Below are 24942 nucleotides of genomic sequence, written 5' to 3' on the forward strand. Positions count from 1 at the left end.
CATGGATCCGCTCTCGGCGCACTGGTACTGAGGTCTGTGCGCAGACGAGCGTGTCGCGGGCGGCGCGGAGTCACCCGGGAGGCCGCCTGGCGGGGGTGAGGTGTCTCCGGTCAGCCGCGGCGGCGCATCGGCGTGTGCGGGATGCCGTCCTCGACGAAGCCGCGGCCGTCGGGCACGAACCCGAACGCGGCGTACCAGTCGGCCAGGTGCGACTGGGCGTCGAGCACGACGTCGCGCTCCCCCGCCAGCCCCAGCGCGGCCTGCACCAGCGCAGCGGCCAGGCCGGCACCGCGCGCCGACTCGGCCGTGGCGACGCGACCGACCCGCAGCGCCTCACCGTCCTCGAGCAGCCGGAGCGTCGACACGGGCAGCCCGTCGACCTCGACCCACAGGTGCCGGGCGGAGGGCTCCGCGTCGCGGCCGTCGAGGTCGAGGTAGGGGCAGTCCTGCTCGACGACGAAGACCTGCGAGCGCAGCGCCCAGAGCCGGTATGCCGTGTGCGCGTCGAGCTGCTCGAACGTCGCCACCCGGACCGGTGGCTCGGGCGGGGACGGGGTGTCGAGCTCGTGCGGCATACCGACGAGGCTACGAGAGCAGGAGCCGCTCGAGGCGACGGGCCGCCCCCAGCACGCCGACGAGGCCGAGCACGACGAGGTAGGCGACGTGTCCCAGCACGCCCCAGCCCATGTCGCCGAGCATGAGCGCCCGCTCGAGCGCGACACCGTGGTAGAGCGGCGTCGCGCGGACCAGCCACTGCAGCGCGTCGGGGTAGGTCGCCAGCGGGAAGAACGTCGCCGAGAACAGGAACATCGGCTGGATCGCCAGCGTGACGTAGTCGAAGTCGACCCACGAGCGCATGAACGTCGTGGCGAACATCCCCAGCGCGGCGAACGCGAACCCGATGAACACCGCAGCGGGCACCGCCAGCAGCGCCCACCACGAGTGCACGGCACCCGCGAGCAGCGCCACGACGAGGAAGGCGAGCGAGTACAGGCCGCCGCGGATCAGCGACCACGAGATCTCGCCCACGGCGATGTCACGCGGACCCATCGGTGTGGCGAGCACGGCGTCGTAGAGCTTGGCGTACTTGAGCTTGAAGAAGACGTTGAACGTGGAGTCGAACACGGCACCGTTCATCGCCGACGCGGCCAGCAGGGCGGGCGCCACGAACTGGGGGTAGGTGACGACCATGCCGCTGTCGGTCGTCACGGTCCTCACCAGCGCGCCGATGCCCACGCCGAGCGAGAACAGGTAGAACACCGGCTCGGCGAACCCGGTGACGAGCGCGATCCAGCCGTGCCGGAACGACGTGACGTTGCGCTCGACCAGCATCCGCGCGAGCCCCGCACCGGCCGGCACAGGCACGGCGCGGGCCAGCCGCGTCGCGGCCGTCGGGCGGGACGGTCCGCCGGGCCGGGTCGGGGTCGTCGACGTCGTGCTCACGGTTCCAGCCTCCTGGTGAAGGTGCGGTGCGCGAGCAGCGCGCCCACCACGGCATACAGGGCGAGCACGAGCAGGTGGCCCAGGAAGGGCAGCACGGACACGTCGCCGACCGACACCGACCGGGCGGCGGCGACGCCGTGCCACAGCGGGGTCACCCAGGCGACGGGCTGCATCCAGGCCGGGAGCTGGTCGACCGGGAAGAACGTGCCGGAGAAGAGCATCAGCGGGGTGATGATCCAGCGGTAGAGGATGTTGAACCCGTTGTCGCCCTCCTGGGTGGCGGTGAAGGCGAACATCGGCGTGGAGAACGCCAGGCCGGTCAGCACCGCGATCGGCAGGCACAGGACCGCCCACCACGAGTCGAACCCGCCGAACAGCGCCGCGATCACCATGAAGATGGAGGTCGCCATGACCAGGTGCAGGCCGACCATCGTGAAGTGGCCGGCCAGCACGTCGCGCACGCGCAGCGGGGTCGCGAGCTGGGCGTGGTAGCCCATGTTCCACTTGATGTAGCCGAGCACCTGGTAGCTCGACTCGCCCCACGCGACCCACATCGACTGGGCGGCGACGATCGCCGGGACCACGAAGTGCAGGTAGGGCGTGCCGTTGACGCCCCCGGCGCGCGAGTCGACGAGCGAGCCGAGTCCGACGCCCATCGCGAGCAGGAACAGCACGGGCGAGAGCACCCGGGTGATGACCGAGCCGCGCCAGGTGCGCCGGTAGACGGTCGCGTGGTAAACGAGGACGGCGAGCAGCCGCTCACCCCCGGACATGGGGGCGCGGACGCCGTGCGCGGCGCGGCTCCCGGCGACGGTGGAGGCGTCGGCGGGGCCGTGGCCGCTGTCGCCGGGCGGCGGCTGCGAGGCCGATGGCTGGGAGTGGGCGACGGACATTAGTCGACCAGCGTCCGGCCGGTGAGGTGGAGGAAGACGTCCTCGAGGGTGGAGCGGCGCACCAGCGACGACAGCGGCTCGACCCCGCGGGCGTGGACCTTGGCCATCGTCTCGTCGCCGTCCTCGGTGTAGAGCAGCAGCCGGTCGGGCAGCACCTCGACCCGCTCGGCGACGCCGGAGACCTGCTCGGCGAAGTGGCCCTGCTCCTCGGCGTCGAATCGCAGCTCGAGGACCTCGCGGGTGGAGTACTCGTCGATGAGCGAGCGGGGCGAGCCCTCGGCGACGATCCGGCCGTGGTCCATGACGACGAGCCGGTCGCAGAGCTGCTCGGCCTCGTCCATGTAGTGCGTGGTCAGGACGAGGGTGACGCCCGAGCGCTTGAGCCGGAACAGCCTGTCCCACAACACGTGTCGCGCCTGCGGGTCGAGCCCGGTGGTCGGCTCGTCGAGCAGCAGGATCTCGGGGCTGTTGATCAGCGAGCGGGCGATCGTGAGGCGGCGCTTCATGCCGCCGGAGAGCGGCTCGACCTTGTCCTTGGCGCGCTCGGTCAGCTGGGCGAAGTCGAGCAGCTCGGCCGCGCGGGACCGCACCTCCTTGCGCGACAGGCCGAAGTAGCGGCCGTAGATCCAGAGGTTCTCCTCGACCGTGAGCTCCTCGTCGAGGGTGTCGCGCTGCGGGCAGCTTCCGAGCCGGGCGCGGATCGCCGGGCCGTCCGTCGCCGGGTCGAGGCCGAAGAGCCGCAGGTCGCCGCCGCTGACCGGCGAGACGCAGCCGACCATCCGCATGGTCGAGGACTTGCCCGCGCCGTTCGGCCCGAGGAACCCGAAGCACTCCCCCTTGCGCACCGAGAAGTCGATGCCGTCGACGGCGGTGAACTCCCCGAAGGTCTTGGTCAGCCCCGTGGCGCTGAGCAGGATCTCGTCGGCGGCAGCCGGTGCGGTGGACGTGGACGGGGCGGGTGCGGAGGACACGTGTCACAACGCTACCGAGGACCCCGACAGCGTTCCCCTCCTTTTCCGGCACGCGGCTCAGAGGTGCACGGCGGTGATGCGGACCGTCGCCGGGTCCCCCGCCGCCAGCCCCTCGGCCCGGCGCACGGCCGCCTTCATCGGCAGGATGTACGCGGCCTGCTCCTTGCTGGGGAACAGCGACGTGAGCCAGGTGGTGTCGCCGCAGGTCACCTCCACGCGCACGGAGCCGAACCCGCCGGCCCGCCCCTCGGCGAGGTCCGCGATCTCGTCGCTCGTCTCCTCGGGCACGGTGAGGAAGTGCCACGACGCGTTGCTCCCCCACAGCCACAGCGGCGCCGTGACCTCCCAGCTGTGCCGCCCGTTCCCGTCCACGTGGACGACGCTAGCCCCGACCGCCGACGGCCGGCGGTCCGACGGCGGGGTCGGACTGCCGGGGGTTCGACGCCGGGAGCCTCAGGCCCTGAGCTCGGCGAGCAGCGTGCGGGCGAGCTCCTCGGCCGGCAGCTCGCGCGCCCGGTCGTGGCCCGTGCCCGCCCAGAGGTTAACGAGCTCCGCCTCGCCGGTGGCCCTGCCGTGCGCCCGCAGCGGTGCGGTGAGGTGGTGGACGTGCGGGTATGCCGCGGGTGCCGCCTCGCCGTACAGCTCGGTCCAGCTCGTGACCAGCGCGCGGGCGCTGCGGCCGGTGTAGGCGCGCGTCACCGTGGTGCCGCGCCGGTGGACCAGGGCGTGACGGTGCACGGGCGAGGTGCCGGCCTCGGGGCAGAGCAGGAACGCCGTGCCGTAGGCCGCGGCGCTCGCCCCGGCCGCCAGCGCCGCAGCACCGTCGGCGCCGGTGGCGAACCCGCCGGCCGCCATCACCGGCAGGTCGGTGCGCGAGCGCAGGGCCGCGACCAGGTCGAGCGTCACCGGCTGCTCGCGACCGCTGTCGACCGGGCCGCCGCGGTGGGCACCGGCCTCCCACCCCTGTGCGACGAGCCCGTCGGCGCCGAGCTCGACCGCCCAGTCCGCCTCCTCGGGCTCGTTGACGGTGCACCACACGGCGGTGCCCGCGGCGTGCAGGCGGGCGACGTCCTCCGCGGACGGCCAGCCGAACGAGAAGGACACGAAGGGCGGGGCCGCCTCGACGAGCGCGTCGACCTTTGCCGCGTAGGCGTCGTCGTCCCACCGGGCCTGGCCCAGGTCGACGCCCGCTGCGGCCGCCCACGGTGCCAGCAGCTCGGCATACGCCATCACGTCCGCGGCGACGGACGGCGGGTCGGGCGACGGGACGAAGACGTTGACGCCGAACGGTGCCGACGACGCGGCGCGGAAGGCGGCGACGTCGTCCCGGAGACGCTCCGGCGCCAGGTAGGCGCCGGCGAGGACGGGGAAGGCGCCGCCGCGCGCTGCAGCGACCGCGAGCTCGACGGTGGTGGGGCCGCCGGCCATGGGTGCGACGACGACGGGATGGCGGCTCCAGTCGAGCCGGGTCACTTGGCCGGCTTCCGCTCCACGCCGAGGCGGCGCGACTCGGGCACGTCCATGTCGTCGCACAGCGCGAGCCACACCCGGCGGGGGGACTCGCCGGCGTCGAGGGCCTGCTGCACGGTCTGGTCACCCAGCGCGTGCAGGGTGTGGCTGCGGGCCAGCGAGGAGGCGTAGGCCTCGCCGAACTCGTCGTTCATCAGCTCCCAGAAGTGGCTCAACCGCACCACTGGAGTCTAGGCACGCTTAGTCGAGGTGGTGGAACCGCGGCCAGAGCGCCGTCCACGGCCTGCGCGGACCGGTGCACACCGCGACGGGGGCGCCCTGCTCCTCGCTGTCGACGCCGACACGGTCGTCGAGCCGGTCGAGGACCCGGCAGGACGCGAACAGGTCCCGCACGCCGTCGAGCTGGTACCCGACGACGATGATGGTCTGCGTGGCGTCCGGCGGGCGGGCGACGTCGGCGAGGGCGTTCTGGCCGCTGAGCGGGCGCGGCAGGCCCAGGGGGTGCCCGTAGCGGGCGATGGCGCCGGCCTCGCCGTAGTTGGACGTGACCACCTGCGTCGGGTGACCGGGTGCGGTCCGGTATGCCGCGGCCACCTGCGCGACGTAGCGCGGCCAGCCGACCTGGTCGGCCACCAGCGGGCTCACGTCGGCGACCGGCGTCGAGCCGACGGTGCCCACCGGCACCACCGGCAGGGCGAGCAGGACGGAGACGGAGGCGTTGACCGCGACGAGGACGCCCGCGGTCACGGCCGCCCAGCGGCGGCGGCCCAGCCAGCGGGCGACGGGGACGCAGCCGGCGGCATACGCGACGGAGAGGAGGTGGGCCGGGTAGTGCGGCTGGGCTCCGGAGACCCACGTGAAGGCGACGAGGAGCAGGCACGCGACGGCCAGGTAGCCGGCCTGGGCGCGTTGGGGCCGACGCAGCAGCCAGACCAGCCCGGTCGCCCACACCACCACCAGCGGCGGGCCCAGCATGACGAGCAGGAGGAGCGGCAGGCCGCCGCGGACGTCGGCGGCGTTGTTGTCGGCGAGCGCGCGGCCCATGGCGAGCTGCGGCCAGCCGTGGGTGGCCTGGTAGAGCAGGTTCGGCAGGGAGAGCACGAGGCCGGCGGCCGCCCCGGCGAGGAGCCACCGGCCGCGCAGGGAGCGTCGGGGCCCCAGCGCGAGGATCCCGATGCCGAGGGAGCCCACGACGACGGCGACCAGCAGGCGGTTGTACGTCGTGAGGCCCGCGACTGCCCCCGCGACCAGCCACCAGCGCGGGTGACCACCGGTCGCACGCAGCACCGCCAGCACGACGAGGGCGAGCAGCGGCAGGTCGACCGTCGAGGTGAGCAGGAGGTGGCCGAGCATCAGCGGGATGGCGGCGAAGGCGTAGCCCCACGCGGCGAGCGCCTGCGCCCCTCGGCCACCGCCGAGCTCGCGGGTGATGAGTGTGACGAGGACGACCGAGGTCGCGGCTGCGAGCGTCGCCGGGACCCGCAGCGCCCACGGGGCGTCGGCGAGGTAGGTGGTCAGGTGCGCGAGGAGCGGCGTGAGCGGGGGTTGGTCGACGTAGCCCCAGGCGCGAGGCAGCATCCGGAAGTAGAGCTCGTCGCGGTGGTAGCCGTAGCCGCTCGAGCCGAGGGTGAGGGCTGCCGCCTGGGCGAGCGCGGCCCCGAGCACGGCGGCCCACCAGACGGGGTGGCGGACGGGCAGGCGCTGGCTGTCCCCCACGGCCGTCATGGGCACAGGGTGTCGCGTGCCTGGGGCCGTGTCGAGCGACTTCCGCCGATCCGGCTCCGGTCAGCGCGGTGGGGGCGGGGTGGCCGGCCTGCGGGCCGCGACCGGGTGGCGGCGCAGCCCGCCAGGACGCGCGGCTCAGCTGGCCAGGAGGGCGGACCCCAGTGCGATGAGCACGACCACCTTGACGAGCTCGAGGCCCACGTAGGCGAAGTGGGCGCGCGAGCGCGGGACCTCGGCGGGGTCGGCGGCAGCCAGGACGGCATCGGTGCGACGGTTGAGCGCCGGGCGCACCGCCAGCAGCTGCGCCGCGAGGACGACTGCGGCGACGACGACGAGGACCCAGGCGGTCGTGGAGGCGCCACCGACAGCGGCGGCCACGACCGCCACCACGAGCAGCCCGGCCTCGACGAGGTTGAGCGCGCGGAAGACGATGCGCCCGATGCCGAGGCCGACCGGGAGCGTGACGCCGGGGGCCCGGAACTTGAGCGGCGCCTCCAGGAAGGAGATGCCGAGCACCATGCCCAACCACACGAACGTCGCCGCAGCGGCTACCGACGCACCCACCGGAGATCCCTCCACCCGAGTCCTGAGTTCTTCTCCAGCACCGTAGCCCCGCGGTTCAGGAGGCGCTCAGGAGGGGGTGGGCCCGTCCCTGGCGCCGAGCGGACAGCAGCAACAGGACACCCGAGGCGACGAAGGGCACGAGCAGCAGCCCCACCGACAAGGGCTCGACGAAGTGGGATGCCGCGCCCACCGCCGCCAGCAGGAGGGGCACCACGCACACGGTGAGGATGAGGTAGCCGGCCGCACGCGGACGGAAGAGACCCGCCACCGCCGCCGGTCCGCAGACGGACAGGACGAGCACCAGCGAGAGTGGACCATGGCTGTCCTCCCACGCGTGGGCGGCGCCGTAGTCCACGAGCGACCACGCGCCGAAGGCCAGCGGCGCGCACGCCGCGACGGCCAGCACCACCACGGCGGCCACGGGCCGGTAGAAGGCCAGCAGGCACAGGCCGAGCGTTGCCAGCACCCAGGCAGCCGTGCCGCCGATCCCCACCCACCCGCCGGGGTCCACGACGGCGTCGCCGCCGACGAACAGCCCCATCAGGCCGACGAACCCCAGCGCGACCGCGACGGCGCCCCACTGGAGGGAACCGACACCCACGACCCGAGCCGCCCACTCCCGGCGGTACCTCTCCACGTTGCCTCTCACGCGTCCAGCGTCGCCGGTGGCCGCCCCGGGCGGTCAGGGCCCTTGGACCCGCTCGTCCGGCGCTGCCGAGGTCCTTCGCTGCCTCCCGCGCGAGCTCCGTCAGCACCTCACGGGGTCAGGGGGCCTCGAGCTGGAAGAACAGGAAGCAGATGAACGACCGACCGTCCTCGTGGGGCAGCAGCTCCGCCGGGGTGCCGGCGGCGGGCGGCGGCTCGGTGACCGCCTTGACCGTGAACCCCGCGCCGATGAAGGAGTTGACGACGTCCTGCAGCGGGCGGTGCCAGTAGGTCAACCAGACGGTCCCCTCGCCGAAGTCGTAGTCCTCGGAGTAGCGGGTGAGGGCGAAGTAGTCCGCCTCGGGGTACACCACGGCATACACAGTGGGGTGGATGATCGACACCACGAGGCGCCCGCCGGGCCTCAGCACGCGCCGCAGCTCGGCCAGCGCAGGGACCCAGTCCTCGACGTAGTGCAGGGACAGCGACGCGACGACCACGTCGAACGCGTCGTCGGCGTAGGGCAGCGGGGCGCCGAGGTCCGCGACCCTCAGGTCTGCGTCGTCGCCCAGGCGCTGCCGAGCCAGCTCGACCATCGCCGAGCTGAGGTCGAAGCCGGACACGCTGGCACCGGCAGCACGCAGGTCCTGCATCAGCGGGCCGGACCCGCACCCGGCGTCCAGGACGTCCAGGCCTGCGACGTCACCGGCGAGACGCACCATCTCCGGGCGCGCGTACCAGGCGTTGAAGAGGTTGCTCTCGTTGCTCGCCGAGTACGCGGCCGCGAACTCGTCGTAGTCGGCGACGGGGGCAGCGGACTGGCTCACGGGTTCGGGCATGACCGATTCCTACCCCGATGGGGCAGTTGCGCCAACCCGGCGCGCAGGCAGATGACCGACCGAGAGCGCCCTCAGCGGCTCGTCCGCTCCCGGCCCCGGTGGGACGACGTGCCGGCCCGAGCCCGACGGGCGTGACGGCGACGGCCGAGCCGGCGGCCGACCTCCAGGCCCGCCGCCGCAGCGGTCGCCGAGAGGGTCAGCGCCGTCAGGGCGAGGTCCCACGCGTTGTGGTCGCGAAGCCGCATCCGTGGCACGTCACGCTCCCTGCTCGGGCCGTCGCCGGCCACCTCGTCAGTCGTCCTTCTTCAGGCTCGGGTACTTCTTCTCGACCGCCGCCCGGACCTTCTTCTTCTCCGCCTCCGAGCCGTGCTGGGCCACCCTGGCCAGGGCGTTGCGGGCGTGCTCGATGTCGGGGATCGGGTACTTCTCCTCGTCGGGCAGTGCGAACGATGACTTCTCGAGCCTGTCGCGGTTCTTGCTGTTGCTGAGGTCCTTCGACACGGCGGTCTCCTCTCGTGGGTCGTCCTGTGTCCCTACCCGTTCAGTGGTTCGCCGAACCCCAGTCGACTCCCCCGCCCTGACCCCGGCCAGTCCTACGTCTTTAGCCGGTGGTCGGGGCCCCGTCGCCGCCCTAGGCTCCCGGCCGGAAGAGGGCGCCATGACCGGTCGATCCGGTGCGCCGGTCCGCGCAGGGCGACACGAATCGGTCCACGACGCCTGATCGCACCGATCCCGCTCGGAGGTTCCCACCATGATCCGGAAGACCTGCGCCGCCGTGTTCGCCACCGTGGCCCTCAGCACCGTTGCCGCCGTGCCCGCCGTGGCGGCGCCGAACCCGAACCCCCAGGCGCCCGCCCACACCGGCACCGCGTGCGCGAGTGTGCTCACCCACAATCCGCAGGCCTCCGAGGACTCGCACAGCGCGCCGACGGCCCAGCAGAACTTCGCCGCCGTCGGCGCCGCCATGTGCGGGCTGTAGGGGTCTGTGGGCTGAGGCGTGTGCGGGCTGGAGGCCGGTGCGGGCTCCAGGCATGTGCGAGCTCTAGGCCTGTGCGGGCTGTAGGGGTACGCCGATTGTCGGGTGTGGTGGCGTACCGCCCGGCGGAGCATGGGTTGGCAGAGGGCGATCACGGGCCGCACCGTCACGTCGCAGCTCACCGCTCGCCTTGGCATGTCGCCGATGGGAGTCGGATCATGACACTGAACGGGACCATGCTCGGCACGATCCTCGACGCCGCAGGTGCCCGGGGCGGCCAGATCGCCACCCTGGACACGCTCGCCCGGGGCGCGACCGACGCGATGCGACTCGGCGGCATGAACACCATCAACCGGTGCGCCGGGTTTCTCTCGCAGACGATCCAGGAGTCGGCGTTCCTCCGGACCACGAAGGAGTTCGGCGAGGGAGCCGGCCGCGAGTACTTCCCCTACTACGGCCGGACCTTCATGCAGGTCACGTGGCGGGACAACTACCAGCGCTTCGGGGCATGGGCACACGAACGTGGCTTGGTGGGCCGGGCCGACGTCTTCGTGCGCGCACAGGACCAGCTGGCCGACCTGCGGTGGGCCTGGCTCGGTGGCGTCTGGTACTTCACCGCCAACCACGGCTGGGGTCGCACGCTGGTCCAGGTCAGCGACGACGGCGACATCAAGTCGATCTCGAACGCCGTCAATCGCGGAGACCCCTTCTCGACACGGGATCCCAACGGCTTCGCGACGCGCCGACAGGTCTGGGACGCGGCTCGCGCGCTGGGTTCAGCCATCGTGCCGAGCACGGGCGCCGTCGCGACGGTCGCGAGCCCGGCACCGGCCGGGCGGGTCCACGTCGTGCAACCCGGGGACACCCTCGGCGAGCTGGCGGCGCGCTTCCACACGACTGTGGCCGTGCTGCAGCGGCTCAACAACATCCCGGACGCCAACGTGATCCGGGTGGGCCAGGTCCTGCGCATCCCGGGCCAGGCCACCGCCGGTGTCCCCGGTGTCGCGTCCCCGCACTTCTACACGCTGGTCTGGGGCGACACCCTCAGCGCGGTGGCGCGCCGCTTCGGGACGACGGTCGACCGCCTCGTGAAGCTCAACGCGATCGCCGACCCGGACCGCGTCCCGGCCGGGCTCCGCATCAGGATCGCCTGACCTGACGCACCGGCACGTCAGGGGCGCTCGCCTGCGTCCGGACGCCACGGCTCGTGGGCGTGCGCGAGCCAGACCTGCGTGGGCTGGAGCGACCGGATCAGCCGCTGGCCCTCGGTGCGCGGCTCGTCCAGCTCCTCGAAGAACACGGCGGTGTCGCCGGCGATGACGACCTGCCCGTCGGCCGTGTCGACGAGGACGACCTGCGACCCCGCAGTGTGGCCCGGCGCCGGGACCAGGCGGATGCCGGGCAGGAGCTCGTGCTCACCGTCGACCGGCACGTACTCGACGCCGGGCGCGTCGACCCACTCCCGGATCGTGTAGTCGTCGCGGCCGAGGGCGTCCTCGAGCTCGCGTCGCTGGACGTGCACGGGCCTGCCCGCGAAGAGGTGGTTGCCGCCGCAGTGGTCGTAGTGCAGGTGGGTGTTCACCACGAGGTCGATGCTGTCGACGTCGAAGCCGTCCTGCTCGCTCAACGGCACCAGGCGGGGGTCCATGTCCGCCACCGCAGGGTGCAGCTCGGTCATGCCGGTGTCGACGAGCACCCGCCCGCCGGGATGGTCGAGAACGTGGACGTACACCGGCATGCGGTCACCGTCCGCGAGCAGCTCGGCGACGAGGACGGGGGTGACGGTGCTGTTCATGGCGCTCGCTTCCCTGGGCGCAGCGCGCCCTGTGCGGAGGGGACAGCACTATGACACCGCCGGCCGACAGAACTCATCGGTCGCCGCGTGAGTCGCCCGGTTCGTGGCCGCCGCGACCTGTCTTGACTAATTTTTTGCTTGACGCATCTAAATATCCGGAGGATGGTCGACGGGAGCAAAAGCCGCACATCGCCCACCGCGATGTCCCCGGACCACCCCGAAGGAGCACGACCGATGGCGATCACCCGACGCGCACTCCTGGCCTCCAGCGGACTCATCTCGCTGGCCACGGCGCTCGAGCTGGCCGACCCGGCATACGCCGGGACACGCACCCCGACCGGCACCACGGCCGCGACGACGGGGCTCCCCGCCACGCCGGCCCCTCCCCTGTCGCTGGTCAGCCGCAACAGCCCCTGGACCCGCAGCGGCGCAGGGCCGCTCTACTGGAACATCTACGGCTGGTCCTTCCCGCACAACGCCCCCATCCCCGAGGACGAGTGGAAGGCCAACATCGACTGGCTGGCCCGCGACTTCGCCCCGAGCGGCTACGACATTGCCTGCACCGACGGCTGGATCGAGGGCTCCTCGCGGACCACCGAGCACGGCTACATCACAAGCTACAACGACTCGTGGACGCACGACTGGGCGTACTGGGCGGCCTATCTCGCTCAGCGGGACATGAAGCTCGGCGTCTACTACGACCCGCTCTGGGTCCACCGCGCGGCCGTCGAGGACACGAGCAAGACGGTCGTGGGCCGCCCCGACGTGCGGATCGCCGACATCGTCGAGCCCGGCGACTTCTTCGCCCGCGACATCGGCGGCGACACCCTCTACTGGGTGGACGTCACCAAGCCCGGCGCCCGCGAGTACGTCCAGGGCTACGTCAAGTACTTCAAGGACCTCGGCGTCCCGTACCTGCGCATCGACTTCCTGTCCTGGTACGAGAACGGGATGGACGCCAACATCGGCCAGGTCAACGAGCCGCACGGCCGCGAGAACTACGTCACGGCACTGCACTGGATCAACGAGGCCGCCGGTGACGACCTCGAGGTCTCGCTGGTGATGCCGCACCTGTTCGACAACGCCTCGGCCGAGCTCGCCAACGGCGACCTCGTCCGGATCAACGCCGACGCCGACAAGGGTGGCTGGGAGCGGCTGAGCGGTGGTCGCCAGGACTGGCAGGACGCGTGGCCCAACTGGTTCAACCCGTTCTGCGGCTTCACCGGCTGGTCGCACCGCAACGGTCGCGGGCAGCTCATCCTCGACGGCGACTTCCTGCGGGCGCACACGTTCGCCTCCGACGAGGAGCGCAAGACCGCCGTCACGCTGATGACCATCGCCGGCTCCCCCATCGCGATCGCCGACCTCTACTCCGACATCGGCGACGGTGGCTGGGTCTTCACCCACCCGGAGGTGCTCCGCCTCCACGAGGCCGGCCTCGTCGGCAAGCCGCTGTACCACAACGGCACCCCCTACTCGGTCGACCCGGGCTCGCGTGACACCGAGCGCTGGGCCGGGCAGCTGCCCGACGGCACGTGGGTCGTCGCCCTCTTCAACCGCGGCGACACCGCGACCGTCACGAAGTCTCTGCACCTGCGCCGCGACCTCGGCATCGACGGCTCCGCCGCGGTGCGCGACGTCTGGGCGGGGCGCGACCTGGGTCAGCGCAGCGAGGCGAGCGCGACCCTCGCGCCGCACGCCTGCGCCCTCTTCCACGTCACCCCGCAGCGCGGCGTCACGCGCTTCCACGCGGCGTGGGCCACCTGGGGCGGCGGCGCGAACTTCAACAACAACCACCCGGGGTATGCCGGGTCCGGCTTCGTCGACAAGCTCGAGGCCGGTGGCGACCCTGGCGACCCGCTGGTCACCTTCGCGGTGCAGGCGCCACGGGCCGGGACCTACTCCGTACGCTGGCGCTATGCCAACGGCCTCGGCTCCCCCAGCACGATGACCGTGTCGAGCGAGCGCGCCGACCGGAGCGTCGTCGACGGACCGCAGCGGGTCTCGTTCCCCGCGACCGCCGGCTGGGACGCGTGGGACACCGTGGCCGGGACACTGCGCCTCGGCGCCGGCCTCAACCTGGTCACCATCGGCCGCGGCGCGACCGACACCGGTGCCGTCAACCTCAACTGGATGGAGCTCCAGCTCGGATGAGCCACCCGCACGCCCCCGGCGGCCGTCGACGACGTCGACCGGCCGCCGGGGCGACCAGGGAGTCCGTCGCCGGGATCCGCGCGCGCGGGGCCGGCGGCCAGGCGGCCGGGCTCGTCGAGCCGCGGCAGGCCGAGCTCTTCTCCCTCGCCCTGAGGTTCGAGCCGGTCACCCGCGCGCAGCTCGCGGCCTGGACGGGACTGGACGCCTCGACAGTCACCCGGTCGCTGAGACCGCTGATCGACGACGGCTACCTGCGTGAGTCGGGGCCACCCGCCTCCGGCCCGACCGCCGGGGGGCGCGGAAGGCCCGTGCAGTCGCTGTCGGTGAACCCTGCTCGTCACGTCGCCGTCGGGGTCAAGCTCGGTCCCTCGCTCGTGAGTGCGGTGTGCACCGACCTGCGCGGGACCGTGCTCGGCCGTCACGAGGCGCGGCTGGGATCCACCGAGCCGACCGCCGTGCTCGACACCATCTCGACGGTCGTCGGCCAGCTGGTCGACTCCTCGCGGGCGGCCCGCGAGGACGTGCTCGGCGTCGGCGTCGGCCTGAGCGGTCACGTCGACCGCGAGTCCGGCACCTGTCGCCTGTCGGCCATCCTCGGCTGGCGGGACGTGGCCGTGCGCGACCCGCTCGCGGACCGGCTGGGGCTCCCGGTGACCGTGCAGAACGACGCCAACACCCTGGCCCTGGCGGAGCACTGGTTCGGGCGGGGACGGGGGGCCCGCACGCTCGCCGTCGTCACGCTCGGCATCGGCATCGGGTGCGGCCTGGTCCTGGACGACCGGCTCCACACCGGTGGGCACGGCATCGCGGGTGAGCTCGGGCACCTCCCCCTCGACCCGGCGGGCCCGGTCTGCACCTGCGGGGCGAGGGGCTGCCTCGAGGCACTCGCCGGCGACGCCGCGATCTGCGGCGCCAGCGGCTGCACGAGCGTGGCCGAGGCGATGGAGGTGGCCACGGGGAGCGACCCGGCGGCGCGTCGGGCCAGGGACGCCTTCGCCTCTGCCGGCAGTGCGCTCGGCCGTGCCCTGGCAGGGCTGTGCAACCTCGTCGACCCCGAGCTGGTCATCATCGCCGGTGAGAGCGCGGCGGCCTACGAGCTCATGGAGCCGGCCGTCCGCGAGGCGTTGGCGGTGCACGGCTTCTCCGGCATCGCGTCGCAGGTGCGCATCGAGGTGGACCCGGCCCAGGCGGACCTCTGGACGCGGGGCGCCGCGACCCTGGCCATCCGTGCGGGCGTCGGCCAGCTCTAGCGGCCAACCCTTGGCGGGCCCGTCCCACAGGGACGTCACGCGGACGGGCACCTCGTCACTTGGCCAGGCGCACCAGCGCGGCCACCTCGTCCTCGAACGCGGCGAGCAGCTCCTCCGGGTCGTGGACGACGCCGGCGTCGGCCATGAGACCGACACGGACGGTCCCGGCATACGTGAAGATGCACGTCCCGAGCGTGTGGTGCCCCGACCCCGGCACCCAGCCGAGCACCCCGGTCACGGGCACGCCGCCGAGCAGGCGCGGCGCGCGCGGGCCCGCGACGTTGGTCGTCACACCGATCGCCTTGTTCGCGAAGAAGTCGACCAGCGCGCGCTCCACCGGCGGCACGGTCCGCGCGATGAGACCCATGAGCGCGAACGTCATCGGCGCCTCGGGCGAGCGCTTGAGCCAGTCCATCCGACGCTTGGTCTCGGCCAGGCGCGCCAGTGGCTGGGTGGTGCCGCTCGGGTAGGTGAAGAACACCAGGGCGAACCGGTTGCCGAGGGTGGACGGCAGCGGCCTGTCCAGGGGGCGCAGGTTCACCGGCACCATCGTCACGAGGTCCACCGGACTCACGCCGTGCCCCTGCTGGTAGCGGCACAGCGCCCCGGCCATGGCCCCCATCAGGACGTCGTTGAGCGTCCCGCCCTCGAGGTGCGCCACCTGCTTGAGCGCGTCGAGGGGCAGCTGGCGCGTCCACACGACGCGCTTGTATGCCGAGGGGTCGCCGCCGAGAGGGCTCGCCCGCGTGTGGGTGAGCAGGAGCTGGGCGGCGACCTCGGCCGCGAGGATCCCGTTCTGCACCAGGGCCATCCCGCCGGAGGGCGTGCCCAGCCGGACGACCTGGCCGAGGCCGTCGCGGACGAGCGCGGCCCCCGCCACCACGCTGCCACCCAGCCCGCCGGACCTCCCGTCGGCGGCCTCCGGGGGTGACTCGTCCCCGGGCGCCTCCCGCCCGGGAGCCGGTGCGCGTACGTGTCCCCTCCGCCCGCGGCCGCTCCCCACCGCGTCGGTCATCGACAGGAGCACACGTGCGAGCGAGATGCCGTCGGCCATTGCGTGGTGGATGCGGGCGAACACCGCCGCCCCGTCACCGTGGCCGTCGATGAGCTGCACCTCCCAGAGGGGGTGGCGCGGGTCGAAGGACAGGTGGAGGTACTCCTCGACGTGGGACTGCAGCGCAGCGTCGTCACCAGGTTCGGCCAGGGTCAGCCGCGAGACGTGGCGGTCCAGGTCGAAGGCCGGGTCGTCCTCCCAGCGCGGCAGGCCCACACCGAGCGGCGCGGCGACGGGACGCTGGTGGAACACCGGGTACCGCTCGACCACGCGCGTCCGGATCAGCCGGACCACCTCGTCCCAGTCCGGAGGGGACGCGAGGAACATCAGCGTGACGATGACCATGCGGTTGCTCGGGCGGTCCATGCTGAGCCAGATCGCGTCCACCGGCTCCGTGCGCCTGCGCGTGCTCCCGGCCATGACGGCTCCCAGCTGCGGCACTCTCCCGGGGCAGCACCCCGGCTCCGACCTCGCCAGCCTCCGCCCGCGCGCGACCAGCGGCCTAGGGACGATGGTCCTCGCGGAGCGGGCGTGCGCGTACCCCCACGCGTGAGCTGACCGTCAGCCGTTGAGGTCGGCGAAGAAGACGGCGCCGGCGAAGGCCAGGTAGAGGCCGAGCAGCATGACGCCCTCGAGCCAGTTGGCCTTGCCGTCGTCGAGCAGGTGGCGGGTAAGCAGCGTGCCGATGATCAGCGCGCTGAGCTCGAGCGGGCTGAACGCGAGGTCGAACGGGTTCCCCGTCACCAGGCCCAGCAGGACGAGGATCGGCACGACGAACATCGCGAGCTGCATGCTGGCCCCGACGGCGATCTCGCTGGCGACGCCGAGCCTGTCCTTGGCGGCGAGGCCCAGCGCGCTGAACTGCTCGGCGGCGTTGCCCACGAGCGGCAGGATCACGAAGCCGATGAAGCCGCTGTGCAGCCCCAGCGCCGACCCCGCCTCCTCGACGCTGCTGGCGACCATCTCCGCCGCGACCGCCACGAGCGCGGTGGCCACGGCCAGGACGACGACGGCACCCTTGACCGACCACGTCGGCCGCCCGTCCTCGGCAGCCCCGCCCGCCTGCCCCTCCTCGCCAGCCTGCTCCCTCTCGCCGCGGCCGGACCCGTCGCCGCCGGAACCCTTGCCATCGGACCCCTCGCCGCTGGACCCCTCACCGTCCTCCTGGAACTGGTGTCGGTTGGTGCGGAGCATGAACAGCATCGACAGCGCGTAGACCGCGAACAGGATCAGGGCCACGAGACCGCTGACCTCGTCCAGGCGAGTGGTGGAGCTCTCCGGTCGGAACGAGAAGACCGTCGGCAGCAGCAGGATCCCCATGGCCAGGAACAGCATCGTGGCCTGCACGCGCGAGGTCACCGTGATCGGCACCTCGCTCTTGTCGTGCGCCGCGACGACCATCGAGACGCCGAGCAGCAGCAGCAGGTTGCCGATGATCGAGCCGGTGATCGAGGCCTTGAGGACGGCGATCTCGCCGTTCACCACGAGGAGCGCGGCGATGAGCAGCTCGGCGACGTTGCCGAAGGTCGCGTTGAGCAGGGCGCCCTTGCTCCCGCCGACCCGCTCGGCGAGCACCTCGGTCGAGCGACCGACGAGCCCGGCGAGCGGGATGACGGCGAGCGCCGACAGCACGAACAGCACCGGTGCCCCGAGGCCGAGCACCTCGGCGACGACGGCGGCCGGCAACGCGACGACCATGAGGTCCAGCACGCGCCACGGGCCGAGCGCCGCCCTCATCGCCGACCTCCCGACACGTCGTGGGGACACCTCGTCGTCGTCACCTGTCGCCCTCCTCGCTCCGGTGGCCACGGCACACCAGGGCCGGGCGCCGGAGGCTGTATGCCGTCACCTCCGGGTCCCGGACATGGTGGCAGCCGGGTGGTGGCCCCGCGATTCGAACGACTCCCCGGGGGCGTGGTCGCGCGGTCACGGGTCGAACCGAGGCCCGCCACGACGACGCGTGTTTGCCCCGCGGAGCGGTGGGTACGAAGGCGCAGTCCACCGAAAGGGGCAGAAAACATGACCGATCGACTCCAGAACGCGGTCGGGGACGGACTCAGTGCCGTCGCCACCTTCGTGCCGAAGCTCGTTGCATTCCTGCTGATCCTCATCATCGGCCTGTTCGTCGCGAAGGCCGTCGGCAAGGCCATCGACAAGGTGCTCGAGCGCGTCGGCTTCGACCGCGCGGTCGAGCGAGGCGGCATACGCCGCGCCCTCGAGCGCAGCAAGTACGACGCCTCGGCCATCGTCGGCAAGCTCGTCTACTACGCCCTCGTGCTGTTCGTGCTCCAGATGGCCTTCGGCGTCTTCGGGCCCAACCCGATCAGCGAGCTGCTGACCGGTGTCATCGCGTTCCTGCCCAAGGCGATCGTCGCCATCATCATCGTCGTCGTCGCCGCAGCGATCGCCGCCGCGGTGCGCGACATCGTGAGCAGCACCCTGAGCAGCCTGTCCTACGGCCGCACCCTGGCCAACATCGCCGCCTTCTTCATCATCGGGCTGGGCATCATCGCGGCGCTCAACCAGGTGGGCATCGCCACGACCGTGACCATGCCCGTACTGATCGCGGTCCTCGGCACCATCGCCGGCATCCTCGTCGTGGGTGTGGGCGGGGGCCTCATCCGCCCGATGCAGTCCCGCTGGGAGCAGTACCTCGACACCATGTCGACCGAGACGCGGAAGGTCCGCGCCGAGGCCGAGCGCGCCCCCTCGGCCCGCGAGCAGGTGCGGGACATGGCCGAGCGCGCCCGTCCGGGCGGCAACGGCTCGCACAGCCCGTCCCCGACGACGACCGGTGCCGTGGAGGACCCGACGTTCTCGCCCCAGGGCGGCAACCACCAGTACGACGACGACTCGACCGTGGCGTGGAACCCGAACGATGTCCGCCGCTCATGACCGCCGGCTGCCGCGCGCGTTGACGCTCGGCGCCGGGTTCGTGGCGGGTTCCGCCGTCTTCGTCACGGGCGCGGCGGTCTCGGTCTGGGCCGTCACGATGCTCCTGGCCCGCTGGGGCTAGTCCCGCCCAGCGGCGCCGGGCGACTGCCCGACCGGTCGGCCCCGTCTCCTCCTCGGAGACGGGGCCGTCCGCGTTCAGCGGTAGGGGTCGGTGATCTCCCGCAGGTCCGTCAGCGCGGCGCGCAGCTGCCTCATGCGGGCCGCACCCAGGTGCTGTCGCCACTCGGCCTCGATGCGCTCCTCCTCGGCCCGGGCGTGCGGGATCGCCGACTCGGCGCGAGCCGTCATGCGCACCAGGCGGGCGCGGCCGTCCGCGGGGTCAGGTACTCGTTCGACGTATCCCGAGACCTGCAGCTTGTCGACCAGCGCCGTGGCCGTCTGCTTGGCGATCTGTGCGCGGTCGGCCAGCACGCTGAGGCGCGTGCCCTGCGGGTCGATGCCCATGAGCAGCCGGCTCTGGGCGATGGTCAGGTCGTCGAAACCGCTGTCCTGCAACGCCTGGAAGACGCGGGTCGTCGCCGATCGCGAGGCGATGAACATCAACAGGCTGGTGGGCAGCTCCCGCTCCATCGACCCTCTTCCACTAGTCCGCTGATCGAACTATATTGGTTCGCTTATAGGACTATATTACCGCGGAGGGACCATGGCGCCCGCACCCGACACGACCGTCGACTTCTGGTTCGACCCCGTGTGCCCGTACTCGTGGACCGCCTCACGCTGGCTGGCCGAGGTGGCCGCGTCCAGGGCGATCATGGTCCGTCACCACGTGATGAGCCTGTACCTGCTCAACGAGCACCGGTCCGACGTGGCGCCCGACTACCGCCGCAGCGTCGAGGCCAGCCGGGGTCCGGCCCGGGTGGCCGCGGGGGTGGCGCTGCGGTGCGGTGGACCGGCGCTCGAGCGGTTCTACACGGCCTTCGGCCAGAGGGTCTTCGACGTCTGGCGACGCCCGTCGGCGCAGGAGTACCACGCGGTGGTCCGGAAGGCACTGCGCGACCTCGCGCTCCCGGCGCACCTCGAGGACGCCATGGACACCGAGGAGTACGACGAGGTCCTGCGCGCCAGCCACGAACGCGGGGTGGCGCTGGTGGGCCGCGAGGCGGGCACGCCCATCACCTCCATCGACGGGGTCGCCTTCTTCGGCCCGGTGCTCAATGCCATCCCTCGCGGCGAGCAGGCCGTCCAGGTGTTCGACGGCGCCCGGCAGCTCGCGGCATACCCGGAGTTCTTCGAGCTCAAGCGCACGAGGGTCCGCCCTCCCGTCTTCAGCTGAGCCCCACCCGAGGAGGAGCCATGACTCGCACCACCGCCGCCGAGGCGGACGCCCTGTGGGCGGGGATCGACGACCAACGGGAACGCACTGCCCAGCTGCTCGAGCGACTCGCGCCCGAGCAGTGGGAGCACCCGTCGCTGTGCGAGGGCTGGACGGTGCGGCACGTGGCCGCCCACCTCACCCTGCAGCGGGAGCGCCCGCGTGACGCGGCGGCGTTCGTCGGCCGCCACCCGCACCTGCTGCGCAGCCGGTCGCTGAACGCCTTCATCCACGACGTCGCCGTCGTGCAGGCCGAGCTGCTGTCGACCCAGGAGGTCGTCGGCCGGATCCGCGCCGGCATCGGGTCGCGGCGGCACAACCCGTTCGTCACGCCCCTGGAGACGCTCACGGACATCCTCGTGCACAGCCAGGACATCGCGATCCCGCTGGGCCACGAGCTGGACATGGCACCCGGGCCCTCCGCGCTGGCCGCCGCCCGACGCTGGGACACCCGGGGCACCTGGCTCGCCCGGGTCAACCGCCGCCTCCCGATCGAGGGCTACCGGCTGCGGGCCTCCGACATCGAGTGGACCCGCGGCGACGGACCGGAGGTCACCGGGCCGGTCGGGGCGCTCCTGCTCCTGCTGACCGGACGTCCAGCGGCCCTCTCACACCTCTCCGGTGAGGGTGCGGACGCACTGCGCCTCGCGGAGATGTGAGGCCTCGTCGGCGAACCCGGACGAAGGTCCCTGCCCTGCCGTCCTGGCTTCCTGCAACGGTCGCCAGTGGAGCCGTTCAGCCCGGGGAGGGGTGTCGCCATGGCCCGCATCCGTGGAGGCGTCACGATCGACGCGCCGGTCGAGGAGGTCTTCGACCTCGTCGCCGACGAACGCAACGAGCCGGCATACAACCCGCGGATCACGCGCGCCGAGAAGATGGGCGACGGACCCGTCGGGCCGGGGTCACGGTTCCTCGCGCTGCCTCGCGGGACGGGGGCGGGCGGGACGATGACCGTCGACGTGCTCGAGTACGACCGGCCCCACCGCCTGCACAACCGCGTGAGCTCGTCGTACCTGCGGGTCGACGGTGAGGTGACCTTCGAGGCCGACGGCGGCGGGACCCGGCTGCACTGGGACTGGGACATGAGGCTCGTCGGCCCGATGCGTCTGCTGTCCCCCGTGCTCGCGCTCGTCGGACCACGCTGGGAGCGACGGAACTGGTTGGGGCTCAAGCACTTCGTCGAGTCCGGCCGGCGCTGACCCGTGGGCAGGCGGGTGTGGCGCACGAGGGCCGGGACCTGAGCCGGAGACCCTGTCATGGTCTCCTCGATCGGCGGTGGCGGCAGCGCTTGCTGCGGCTCTCCTGGGCGCGGCGGCGTGTCTCCGCGGCGGCGTGTCTGCCAGGGCGTGTCCGCGAAGGTACGTCCGTGCGCGACCCCCTTGGGGTTCACTGGTGGCGTGCGCACAGGGCAGCGCTTCGGATCGGCTCGGCTCGACGGTGTGGGCGCCATCGCGTATGCCGTGACGGGCACCGGACCGGGGCTCCTCGTCGTGCCGGGATGGCTCAGCCACCTGGAGCTGGGCTGGGCGATCCCGGCCGAGCGGTCGTTCCACGAGGCCCTGTCCGCGGGGCGCACCCTGGTCCGCTACGACCGGCCGGGCTGCGGGCTGTCGTACGACTACTCGGGCCCACGGACCCTGGAGCTCGAGCTGTCGACGATCGATGCGGTCCTCGCGGACGCGGGCCTCGGCCGGGTCGACGTCCTCGGGTGGTCGCTCGGCGCCGCGGTGGCCGCACAGTGGGCGGCGGAGCGGCCGGACACGGTCTCCCGGCTGGTCCTGTACGGCGGCTGGGCCAACGGCAGCGACGTGGGCGACGAGGACAGCAGGCGGCTCCTGCCCGAGCTGCTGGCCGCGCACTGGGGCCTGGGCTCCGACGTCCTCACCGAGCTGTTCGCACCCGAGGCGGACCCCGGCACCCGACGGGCGCTCGCGGCATACCAGCGCGCAGCGTCCTCGACCGCGACGGCGGTCGCGCTCCTGCAGCTCGCCTACGCCGTCGACGTCCGCGCGGCGCTCCCCCGGGTACAGGCGCCCACCCTCGTGCTGCACCGGCGCGGCGACCGGGCTGCACCGGTCGCCCAGGCCAGGGTCCTCGCCGAGTCGGTGCCCGGAGCCGAGCTGGTCGAGCTCGAGGGTCGCTCGCACCTGCCTGCGATGGGGGACGCGGAGGCGGTCGTGGCCGAGGTCAGGCGGTTCCTCGGCCTGCCGCAAGCCCGCCGGGCGGTCGCGACCGGCCTCACATCACGGCAGTCCGAGGTCGCGGCCCTCGTCGCACAGGGGCTGACGAACCGAGAGGTGGCGCACCGCCTCGGCATCACCGAGAGGTCGGCCGAGTCGCACGTCGAACGGATCCGGCTGCGCCTCGGCTTCCGGTCCCGGTCCCAGATCGCGGCCTGGCACGTCGCGAGCAGCGCCCGCGAAGTGCGGTAGTTCCACGGCTGCTCCCGGTCGCCGCCGTCCCCACCATGGAGGCATGACCCGACGCCCCACCTCCCTGGCCCTCTCCGCCGTCGGCTGGGTCGGCTTCGGCGCCGTCACGCTCTGGACGGCAGCCTTCCTCGCGGGCGTCCTCGTCCCCCGGACCGTCGACGCTCCGGTGCGCACGACCCCCGGTCCCGCGCTCGCCGTGGATGTGGCGCTGCTGCTGCTCTTCGCGCTGCAGCACTCGGTGATGGCACGCCGCTCGGTCAAGGCACGGCTCGCCCGGCGCGTTCCCGGCGACCTCGAGCGTGCGACCTACGTCCTCGCCACCGACCTCTGCCTCGTCCTCCTGCTCGCCCTCTGGCAGCCGGTGCAGGGACGGGTCTGGCACCTCGACGGCCCGGCCGCGGTGGTCGTCTGGGTCCTGTGCGCGGCCGGCTGGGCACTGGCGGTCGCCTCGACGTTCGCCGTCGACCACCTCGAGCTCACCGGCCTGCGCCAGGCCGGCTGGGCGCCGCGATCGCGCCGATCAGGGGCGGGACTGAAGGAGGACGGCCTCTACGCACTGGTGCGACACCCCCTCATGACCGGGCTGCTGGTCGCGTTCTGGGCGACGCCGCACCTGGGCGTCGGCCACCTCGTCTTCACCCTCGCCGCGACGGGGTACATCGCGGTCGGCACCGCCTTCGAGGAGCGTGACCTGCGGGCGTCGTTCGGGACCGCCTACGACGCGTATGCCGCTCGCGTGCCCGCGCTCGTGCCGGGCCTGCGGCGAGGTCGCTGAGGTCGGTCCCTGCACCGGCGAACCGGCGTCACCCGCTCCTTCTCGGGCTGGCGAGGCCACCCAGCGTGGCGAGCAACGGGCGGGCCTCCTCGGGCACGGTCGTGTCGGCCCACGTGACGGTGCGGCTCCGGCCCCCCTGCACGACGCGAACGGTGTAGGTGAACTGGTCAGCGCCCGGTCCCGGCCCGGACCGGGCTGTGGCCCTCTCCCCTGCTGGCGCGGCCGGTGCTCGGCCGTCGTCGCCCGTCCCGGTCGTCGCCGCCGTCGCCTGGCCGTCGTCGGTGGCGCCCAGCAGGTCGGCCGCGACCCGGGCCTGCTCCTCGGGCAGGTCGGCGCCGAGGCACTCGGCCGCCATGTCGATCCCGGCGAACCCACCGCTGCGGCGGTAGGTGATGTGGAGCTCCTCTGTGGCCACGGATCGAGGATAGGTCCGAGTCGGCCGTCTCGGCTCGGCCTCCTGCACGACGCCGCAGCCCGGCCTCCTCGGTGCGCCGTCAGCGCACCTTGACCTTCACGGCGTCCCAGCCGGTCCTGACCGCGTCCGCCTCGGTGCGCCGTCAGCGCACCTTGACCTTCACGGCGTCCCAGCCGGTCCTGACCGCGTCCGCCTCGGTGCTGCTGCTGCCGTACCTCGTCCTCGCCGAGCGCAGGGTCAGCGCGGCGAACCGGGCGAAGGTCGCCGTGGGCCGCAGGCGCGGGTCCGCGAGGGTGTCGTACCAGATCTGGCCCGCCGCATCCCACGCGTTGCCGCCGAGGGTCGTCGCGACGACGTAGAACGCGTGGTTGGGGATGCCGGAGTTGGTGTGGACTCCCCCGTTGTCCGACGTGGTGTGGACGTACCCGTCCATCGTCGAGGGCTGGTTGTCGTACGGGTTCGCAGTGCCGGGCGCCTTCATCGACCGCAGCGCGGGTGCCAGCTGCGGCCCCACGATGTCGGCGCCGATGAGCCAGTCGGCTGCCGCCGCGTCCTGCCCGAGGTGGTACTGCTTGACCAGCGAGCCGAAGACGTCGGAGACCGACTCGTTGAGCGCGCCCGACTGGCCGGAGTACCGCAGGTTCGCCTCGTGCTGGGTCACCCCGTGCGTGAGCTCGTGGCCGACGACGTCGATGCCCTTGGTCGTGTCGGTCAGCATCTGGCCGTCGCCGTCACCGAAGAACATGTGACCGGCGCCGTCCCAAAAGGCGTTGTCGTAGCTGGTGCCGAAGTGGACCAGACCCTGGATCTGCATGCCCTGGTCGTCGATCGAGTCCCGGTGGAACTGGTCCCAGTAGAGCTTGTACGTGTAGCCGAAGTTGTCGTACGCCTGGTTGACCGAGACGTCCTTGACCTTGCGCTGGCCCTCGGACCGGACGAGCGTCCCCGGCGTCGTCGCGGTCGAGTGGTGCTGGTCGTAGATCGCCCGGTTCGGCGTACCGGCACCGGCGCGCACGGCAACCGGGTGCACGGCCGCGACGATGCTGGCGGCAGCCTCCGCGCGGGTGACGCGGAAGCTCTGGTCGAGCTGGAGGGTCTCCAGCAGCGCCTCACGCTGGTCCGGGTCGGCCTCCCGCGCGACACGGGCGAGCAGGTCCGGCGGGATGATGCACGCGATCGCGTGCCGGCGGACCGACCCTGTCTCCCGAGGTTCCCTGGTGGCTGGCGTCTGTGGCATGTCCACTCCTCTCCCGAGCGGGAACGAGACCTGCCTC

30 protein-coding genes are annotated in these 24942 nt (G+C 72.7%); 11 read left to right on the top strand and 19 right to left on the bottom strand.

Features of this window, described 5'->3' with window-relative positions:
• Nucleotides 1–110: 110 nt before the first annotated feature.
• From J2X64_RS00565 to J2X64_RS00625, 13 genes are all read right to left on the bottom strand, one after another.
• Nucleotides 111–575, bottom strand: a complete 465-nt coding sequence (locus J2X64_RS00565; protein ID WP_310148094.1) for a GNAT family N-acetyltransferase — start codon at nucleotides 573–575, stop codon at nucleotides 111–113.
• 10 nt (nucleotides 576–585) lie between these two features.
• On the bottom strand, nucleotides 586–1443 hold the full coding sequence (locus tag J2X64_RS00570) for an ABC transporter permease (protein ID WP_310148096.1): 858 nt from the start codon (nucleotides 1441–1443) through the stop codon (nucleotides 586–588).
• Nucleotides 1440–2336, bottom strand: coding sequence for an ABC transporter permease (locus tag J2X64_RS00575; protein WP_310148099.1), 897 nt, complete (start codon nucleotides 2334–2336; stop codon nucleotides 1440–1442). Before J2X64_RS00575 ends, J2X64_RS00570 begins: the two co-directional genes overlap by 4 nt.
• Nucleotides 2336–3253 (bottom strand): ABC transporter ATP-binding protein, encoded by a 918-nt coding sequence (locus J2X64_RS00580; protein WP_397444027.1) that lies wholly within the window; start codon nucleotides 3251–3253, stop codon nucleotides 2336–2338. Before J2X64_RS00580 ends, J2X64_RS00575 begins: the two co-directional genes overlap by 1 nt.
• A gap of 111 nt (nucleotides 3254–3364) precedes the next feature.
• Entirely contained in the window at nucleotides 3365–3679 is a 315-nt protein-coding gene (locus J2X64_RS00585) for a DUF1905 domain-containing protein (protein ID WP_310148104.1), read from the bottom strand.
• Nucleotides 3680–3760: 81 nt separating this feature from the next.
• Nucleotides 3761–4780 (bottom strand): nitronate monooxygenase, encoded by a 1020-nt coding sequence (locus J2X64_RS00590; protein ID WP_310148107.1) that lies wholly within the window; start codon nucleotides 4778–4780, stop codon nucleotides 3761–3763.
• Nucleotides 4777–4998 (bottom strand): DUF3046 domain-containing protein, encoded by a 222-nt coding sequence (locus tag J2X64_RS00595; protein WP_310148109.1) that lies wholly within the window; start codon nucleotides 4996–4998, stop codon nucleotides 4777–4779. Before J2X64_RS00595 ends, J2X64_RS00590 begins: the two co-directional genes overlap by 4 nt.
• Nucleotides 4999–5017: 19 nt before the next feature.
• Nucleotides 5018–6502, bottom strand: a complete 1485-nt coding sequence (locus tag J2X64_RS00600) for a glycosyltransferase family 39 protein (protein ID WP_310148112.1) — start codon at nucleotides 6500–6502, stop codon at nucleotides 5018–5020.
• Between the two features lie 135 nt (nucleotides 6503–6637).
• Entirely contained in the window at nucleotides 6638–7066 is a 429-nt protein-coding gene (locus tag J2X64_RS00605) for a hypothetical protein (RefSeq protein WP_310148115.1), read from the bottom strand.
• A gap of 55 nt (nucleotides 7067–7121) precedes the next feature.
• Nucleotides 7122–7715 carry a hypothetical protein gene (locus J2X64_RS00610; protein WP_310148118.1) on the bottom strand — a complete coding sequence of 198 codons (594 nt, stop codon included), beginning with the start codon at nucleotides 7713–7715 and terminating at the stop codon, nucleotides 7122–7124.
• A 115-nt stretch (nucleotides 7716–7830) separates the two neighbouring features.
• Nucleotides 7831–8550, bottom strand: a complete 720-nt coding sequence (locus tag J2X64_RS00615) for a class I SAM-dependent methyltransferase (RefSeq protein WP_310148121.1) — start codon at nucleotides 8548–8550, stop codon at nucleotides 7831–7833.
• 71 nt (nucleotides 8551–8621) lie between these two features.
• Nucleotides 8622–8795 (bottom strand): hypothetical protein, encoded by a 174-nt coding sequence (locus J2X64_RS00620; RefSeq protein ID WP_310148125.1) that lies wholly within the window; start codon nucleotides 8793–8795, stop codon nucleotides 8622–8624.
• 46 nt (nucleotides 8796–8841) lie between these two features.
• On the bottom strand, nucleotides 8842–9051 hold the full coding sequence (locus tag J2X64_RS00625; RefSeq protein WP_310148128.1) for a DUF6582 domain-containing protein: 210 nt from the start codon (nucleotides 9049–9051) through the stop codon (nucleotides 8842–8844).
• 250 nt (nucleotides 9052–9301) lie between these two features.
• Here J2X64_RS00625 and J2X64_RS00630 point away from each other — a divergent pair, with 250 nt between their 5' ends.
• Both J2X64_RS00630 and J2X64_RS00635 read left to right on the top strand, forming a co-directional pair.
• Nucleotides 9302–9529 (top strand): hypothetical protein, encoded by a 228-nt coding sequence (locus tag J2X64_RS00630; protein ID WP_310148131.1) that lies wholly within the window; start codon nucleotides 9302–9304, stop codon nucleotides 9527–9529.
• A gap of 215 nt (nucleotides 9530–9744) precedes the next feature.
• Nucleotides 9745–10680, top strand: coding sequence for a LysM peptidoglycan-binding domain-containing protein (locus tag J2X64_RS00635; RefSeq protein WP_310148133.1), 936 nt, complete (start codon nucleotides 9745–9747; stop codon nucleotides 10678–10680).
• Between the two features lie 17 nt (nucleotides 10681–10697).
• On the opposite strand, the gene J2X64_RS00640 is transcribed toward J2X64_RS00635, so the two are convergent.
• The gene (locus tag J2X64_RS00640) at nucleotides 10698–11321 is read right to left on the bottom strand and encodes an N-acyl homoserine lactonase family protein (RefSeq protein WP_310148136.1); all 624 of its coding nucleotides are present in this window, start codon (nucleotides 11319–11321) and stop codon (nucleotides 10698–10700) included.
• 234 nt (nucleotides 11322–11555) lie between these two features.
• On the opposite strand from J2X64_RS00640, the gene J2X64_RS00645 reads away from it, so the two are divergent.
• Nucleotides 11556–13475: a hypothetical protein gene (locus J2X64_RS00645; protein ID WP_310148140.1), complete on the top strand. Its 1920-nt coding sequence runs from the start codon at nucleotides 11556–11558 to the stop codon at nucleotides 13473–13475.
• Nucleotides 13472–14725, top strand: a complete 1254-nt coding sequence (locus J2X64_RS00650; protein WP_310148142.1) for an ROK family protein — start codon at nucleotides 13472–13474, stop codon at nucleotides 14723–14725. Before J2X64_RS00645 ends, J2X64_RS00650 begins: the two co-directional genes overlap by 4 nt.
• Nucleotides 14726–14780: 55 nt before the next feature.
• Here the strand turns inward: J2X64_RS00650 and J2X64_RS00655 are convergent, their stop codons facing one another.
• Together J2X64_RS00655 and cax are read right to left on the bottom strand one after the other, a co-directional pair.
• On the bottom strand, nucleotides 14781–16199 hold the full coding sequence (locus J2X64_RS00655; RefSeq protein WP_310148144.1) for a wax ester/triacylglycerol synthase family O-acyltransferase: 1419 nt from the start codon (nucleotides 16197–16199) through the stop codon (nucleotides 14781–14783).
• A gap of 141 nt (nucleotides 16200–16340) precedes the next feature.
• Nucleotides 16341–17516, bottom strand: a complete 1176-nt coding sequence (gene cax / locus J2X64_RS00660) for a calcium/proton exchanger (protein WP_310148147.1) — start codon at nucleotides 17514–17516, stop codon at nucleotides 16341–16343.
• A 282-nt stretch (nucleotides 17517–17798) separates the two neighbouring features.
• Here cax and J2X64_RS00665 point away from each other — a divergent pair, with 282 nt between their 5' ends.
• Nucleotides 17799–18674: a mechanosensitive ion channel family protein gene (locus J2X64_RS00665; RefSeq protein WP_310148149.1), complete on the top strand. Its 876-nt coding sequence runs from the start codon at nucleotides 17799–17801 to the stop codon at nucleotides 18672–18674.
• Nucleotides 18658–18795, top strand: a complete 138-nt coding sequence (locus J2X64_RS00670; protein ID WP_310148152.1) for a hypothetical protein — start codon at nucleotides 18658–18660, stop codon at nucleotides 18793–18795. The genes J2X64_RS00665 and J2X64_RS00670 overlap by 17 nt, the downstream gene beginning before the upstream one ends.
• Nucleotides 18796–18869: 74 nt before the next feature.
• Here J2X64_RS00670 and J2X64_RS00675 read toward each other — a convergent pair whose 3' ends face one another.
• On the bottom strand, nucleotides 18870–19304 hold the full coding sequence (locus tag J2X64_RS00675) for a MarR family transcriptional regulator (RefSeq protein WP_310148155.1): 435 nt from the start codon (nucleotides 19302–19304) through the stop codon (nucleotides 18870–18872).
• A gap of 73 nt (nucleotides 19305–19377) precedes the next feature.
• Here J2X64_RS00675 and J2X64_RS00680 point away from each other — a divergent pair, with 73 nt between their 5' ends.
• The 5 genes from J2X64_RS00680 to J2X64_RS00700 all read left to right on the top strand — a co-directional run bounded on the left by J2X64_RS00680 (nucleotide 19378) and on the right by J2X64_RS00700 (nucleotide 23253).
• Entirely contained in the window at nucleotides 19378–20007 is a 630-nt protein-coding gene (locus J2X64_RS00680) for a DsbA family protein (protein WP_310148158.1), read from the top strand.
• A 20-nt stretch (nucleotides 20008–20027) separates the two neighbouring features.
• The gene (locus J2X64_RS00685) at nucleotides 20028–20705 is read left to right on the top strand and encodes a maleylpyruvate isomerase family mycothiol-dependent enzyme (protein ID WP_310148161.1); all 678 of its coding nucleotides are present in this window, start codon (nucleotides 20028–20030) and stop codon (nucleotides 20703–20705) included.
• A 99-nt stretch (nucleotides 20706–20804) separates the two neighbouring features.
• Nucleotides 20805–21245 carry an SRPBCC family protein gene (locus J2X64_RS00690; protein ID WP_310148164.1) on the top strand — a complete coding sequence of 147 codons (441 nt, stop codon included), beginning with the start codon at nucleotides 20805–20807 and terminating at the stop codon, nucleotides 21243–21245.
• A 198-nt stretch (nucleotides 21246–21443) separates the two neighbouring features.
• Nucleotides 21444–22478: an alpha/beta fold hydrolase gene (locus tag J2X64_RS00695; RefSeq protein WP_310148167.1), complete on the top strand. Its 1035-nt coding sequence runs from the start codon at nucleotides 21444–21446 to the stop codon at nucleotides 22476–22478.
• 43 nt (nucleotides 22479–22521) lie between these two features.
• A complete protein-coding gene (locus tag J2X64_RS00700; protein WP_310148173.1) occupies nucleotides 22522–23253 on the top strand; it encodes an isoprenylcysteine carboxylmethyltransferase family protein in 732 nt (243 codons plus the stop codon).
• A gap of 28 nt (nucleotides 23254–23281) precedes the next feature.
• On the opposite strand, the gene J2X64_RS00705 is transcribed toward J2X64_RS00700, so the two are convergent.
• Both J2X64_RS00705 and J2X64_RS00710 read right to left on the bottom strand, forming a co-directional pair.
• Nucleotides 23282–23668: a protealysin inhibitor emfourin gene (locus J2X64_RS00705; RefSeq protein WP_310148175.1), complete on the bottom strand. Its 387-nt coding sequence runs from the start codon at nucleotides 23666–23668 to the stop codon at nucleotides 23282–23284.
• A gap of 142 nt (nucleotides 23669–23810) precedes the next feature.
• A complete protein-coding gene (locus tag J2X64_RS00710) occupies nucleotides 23811–24905 on the bottom strand; it encodes a M4 family metallopeptidase (RefSeq protein ID WP_310148177.1) in 1095 nt (364 codons plus the stop codon).
• Between the last annotated feature and the right edge of the window lie 37 nt (nucleotides 24906–24942).

This window comes from Phycicoccus sp. 3266, from assembly GCF_031456495.1.
In the GTDB taxonomy this organism is placed as follows: domain Bacteria; phylum Actinomycetota; class Actinomycetes; order Actinomycetales; family Dermatophilaceae; genus Pedococcus.

Excerpts from the sequence above, each read along its gene's own strand:
- J2X64_RS00565 (WP_310148094.1), bottom strand. The coding sequence starts at position 575 with ATGCCGCACGAGCTCGACACCCCGTCCCCGCCCGAGCCACCGGTCCGG.
- J2X64_RS00575 (WP_310148099.1), bottom strand. The coding sequence starts at position 2,336 with ATGTCCGTCGCCCACTCCCAGCCATCGGCCTCGCAGCCGCCGCCCGGC.
- J2X64_RS00600 (WP_310148112.1), bottom strand. The coding sequence starts at position 6,502 with ATGACGGCCGTGGGGGACAGCCAGCGCCTGCCCGTCCGCCACCCCGTC.
- J2X64_RS00615 (WP_310148121.1), bottom strand. The coding sequence starts at position 8,550 with ATGCCCGAACCCGTGAGCCAGTCCGCTGCCCCCGTCGCCGACTACGAC.
- J2X64_RS00620 (WP_310148125.1), bottom strand. The coding sequence starts at position 8,795 with ATGCGGCTTCGCGACCACAACGCGTGGGACCTCGCCCTGACGGCGCTG.
- J2X64_RS00630 (WP_310148131.1), top strand. The coding sequence starts at position 9,302 with ATGATCCGGAAGACCTGCGCCGCCGTGTTCGCCACCGTGGCCCTCAGC.
- J2X64_RS00635 (WP_310148133.1), top strand. The coding sequence starts at position 9,745 with ATGACACTGAACGGGACCATGCTCGGCACGATCCTCGACGCCGCAGGT.
- J2X64_RS00640 (WP_310148136.1), bottom strand. The coding sequence starts at position 11,321 with ATGAACAGCACCGTCACCCCCGTCCTCGTCGCCGAGCTGCTCGCGGAC.
- J2X64_RS00645 (WP_310148140.1), top strand. The coding sequence starts at position 11,556 with ATGGCGATCACCCGACGCGCACTCCTGGCCTCCAGCGGACTCATCTCG.
- J2X64_RS00650 (WP_310148142.1), top strand. The coding sequence starts at position 13,472 with ATGAGCCACCCGCACGCCCCCGGCGGCCGTCGACGACGTCGACCGGCC.
- J2X64_RS00655 (WP_310148144.1), bottom strand. The coding sequence starts at position 16,199 with ATGGCCGGGAGCACGCGCAGGCGCACGGAGCCGGTGGACGCGATCTGG.
- cax (WP_310148147.1), bottom strand. The coding sequence starts at position 17,516 with ATGAGGGCGGCGCTCGGCCCGTGGCGCGTGCTGGACCTCATGGTCGTC.
- J2X64_RS00665 (WP_310148149.1), top strand. The coding sequence starts at position 17,799 with ATGACCGATCGACTCCAGAACGCGGTCGGGGACGGACTCAGTGCCGTC.
- J2X64_RS00670 (WP_310148152.1), top strand. The coding sequence starts at position 18,658 with ATGTCCGCCGCTCATGACCGCCGGCTGCCGCGCGCGTTGACGCTCGGC.
- J2X64_RS00675 (WP_310148155.1), bottom strand. The coding sequence starts at position 19,304 with ATGGAGCGGGAGCTGCCCACCAGCCTGTTGATGTTCATCGCCTCGCGA.
- J2X64_RS00680 (WP_310148158.1), top strand. The coding sequence starts at position 19,378 with ATGGCGCCCGCACCCGACACGACCGTCGACTTCTGGTTCGACCCCGTG.
- J2X64_RS00685 (WP_310148161.1), top strand. The coding sequence starts at position 20,028 with ATGACTCGCACCACCGCCGCCGAGGCGGACGCCCTGTGGGCGGGGATC.
- J2X64_RS00690 (WP_310148164.1), top strand. The coding sequence starts at position 20,805 with ATGGCCCGCATCCGTGGAGGCGTCACGATCGACGCGCCGGTCGAGGAG.
- J2X64_RS00700 (WP_310148173.1), top strand. The coding sequence starts at position 22,522 with ATGACCCGACGCCCCACCTCCCTGGCCCTCTCCGCCGTCGGCTGGGTC.
- J2X64_RS00710 (WP_310148177.1), bottom strand. The coding sequence starts at position 24,905 with ATGCCACAGACGCCAGCCACCAGGGAACCTCGGGAGACAGGGTCGGTC.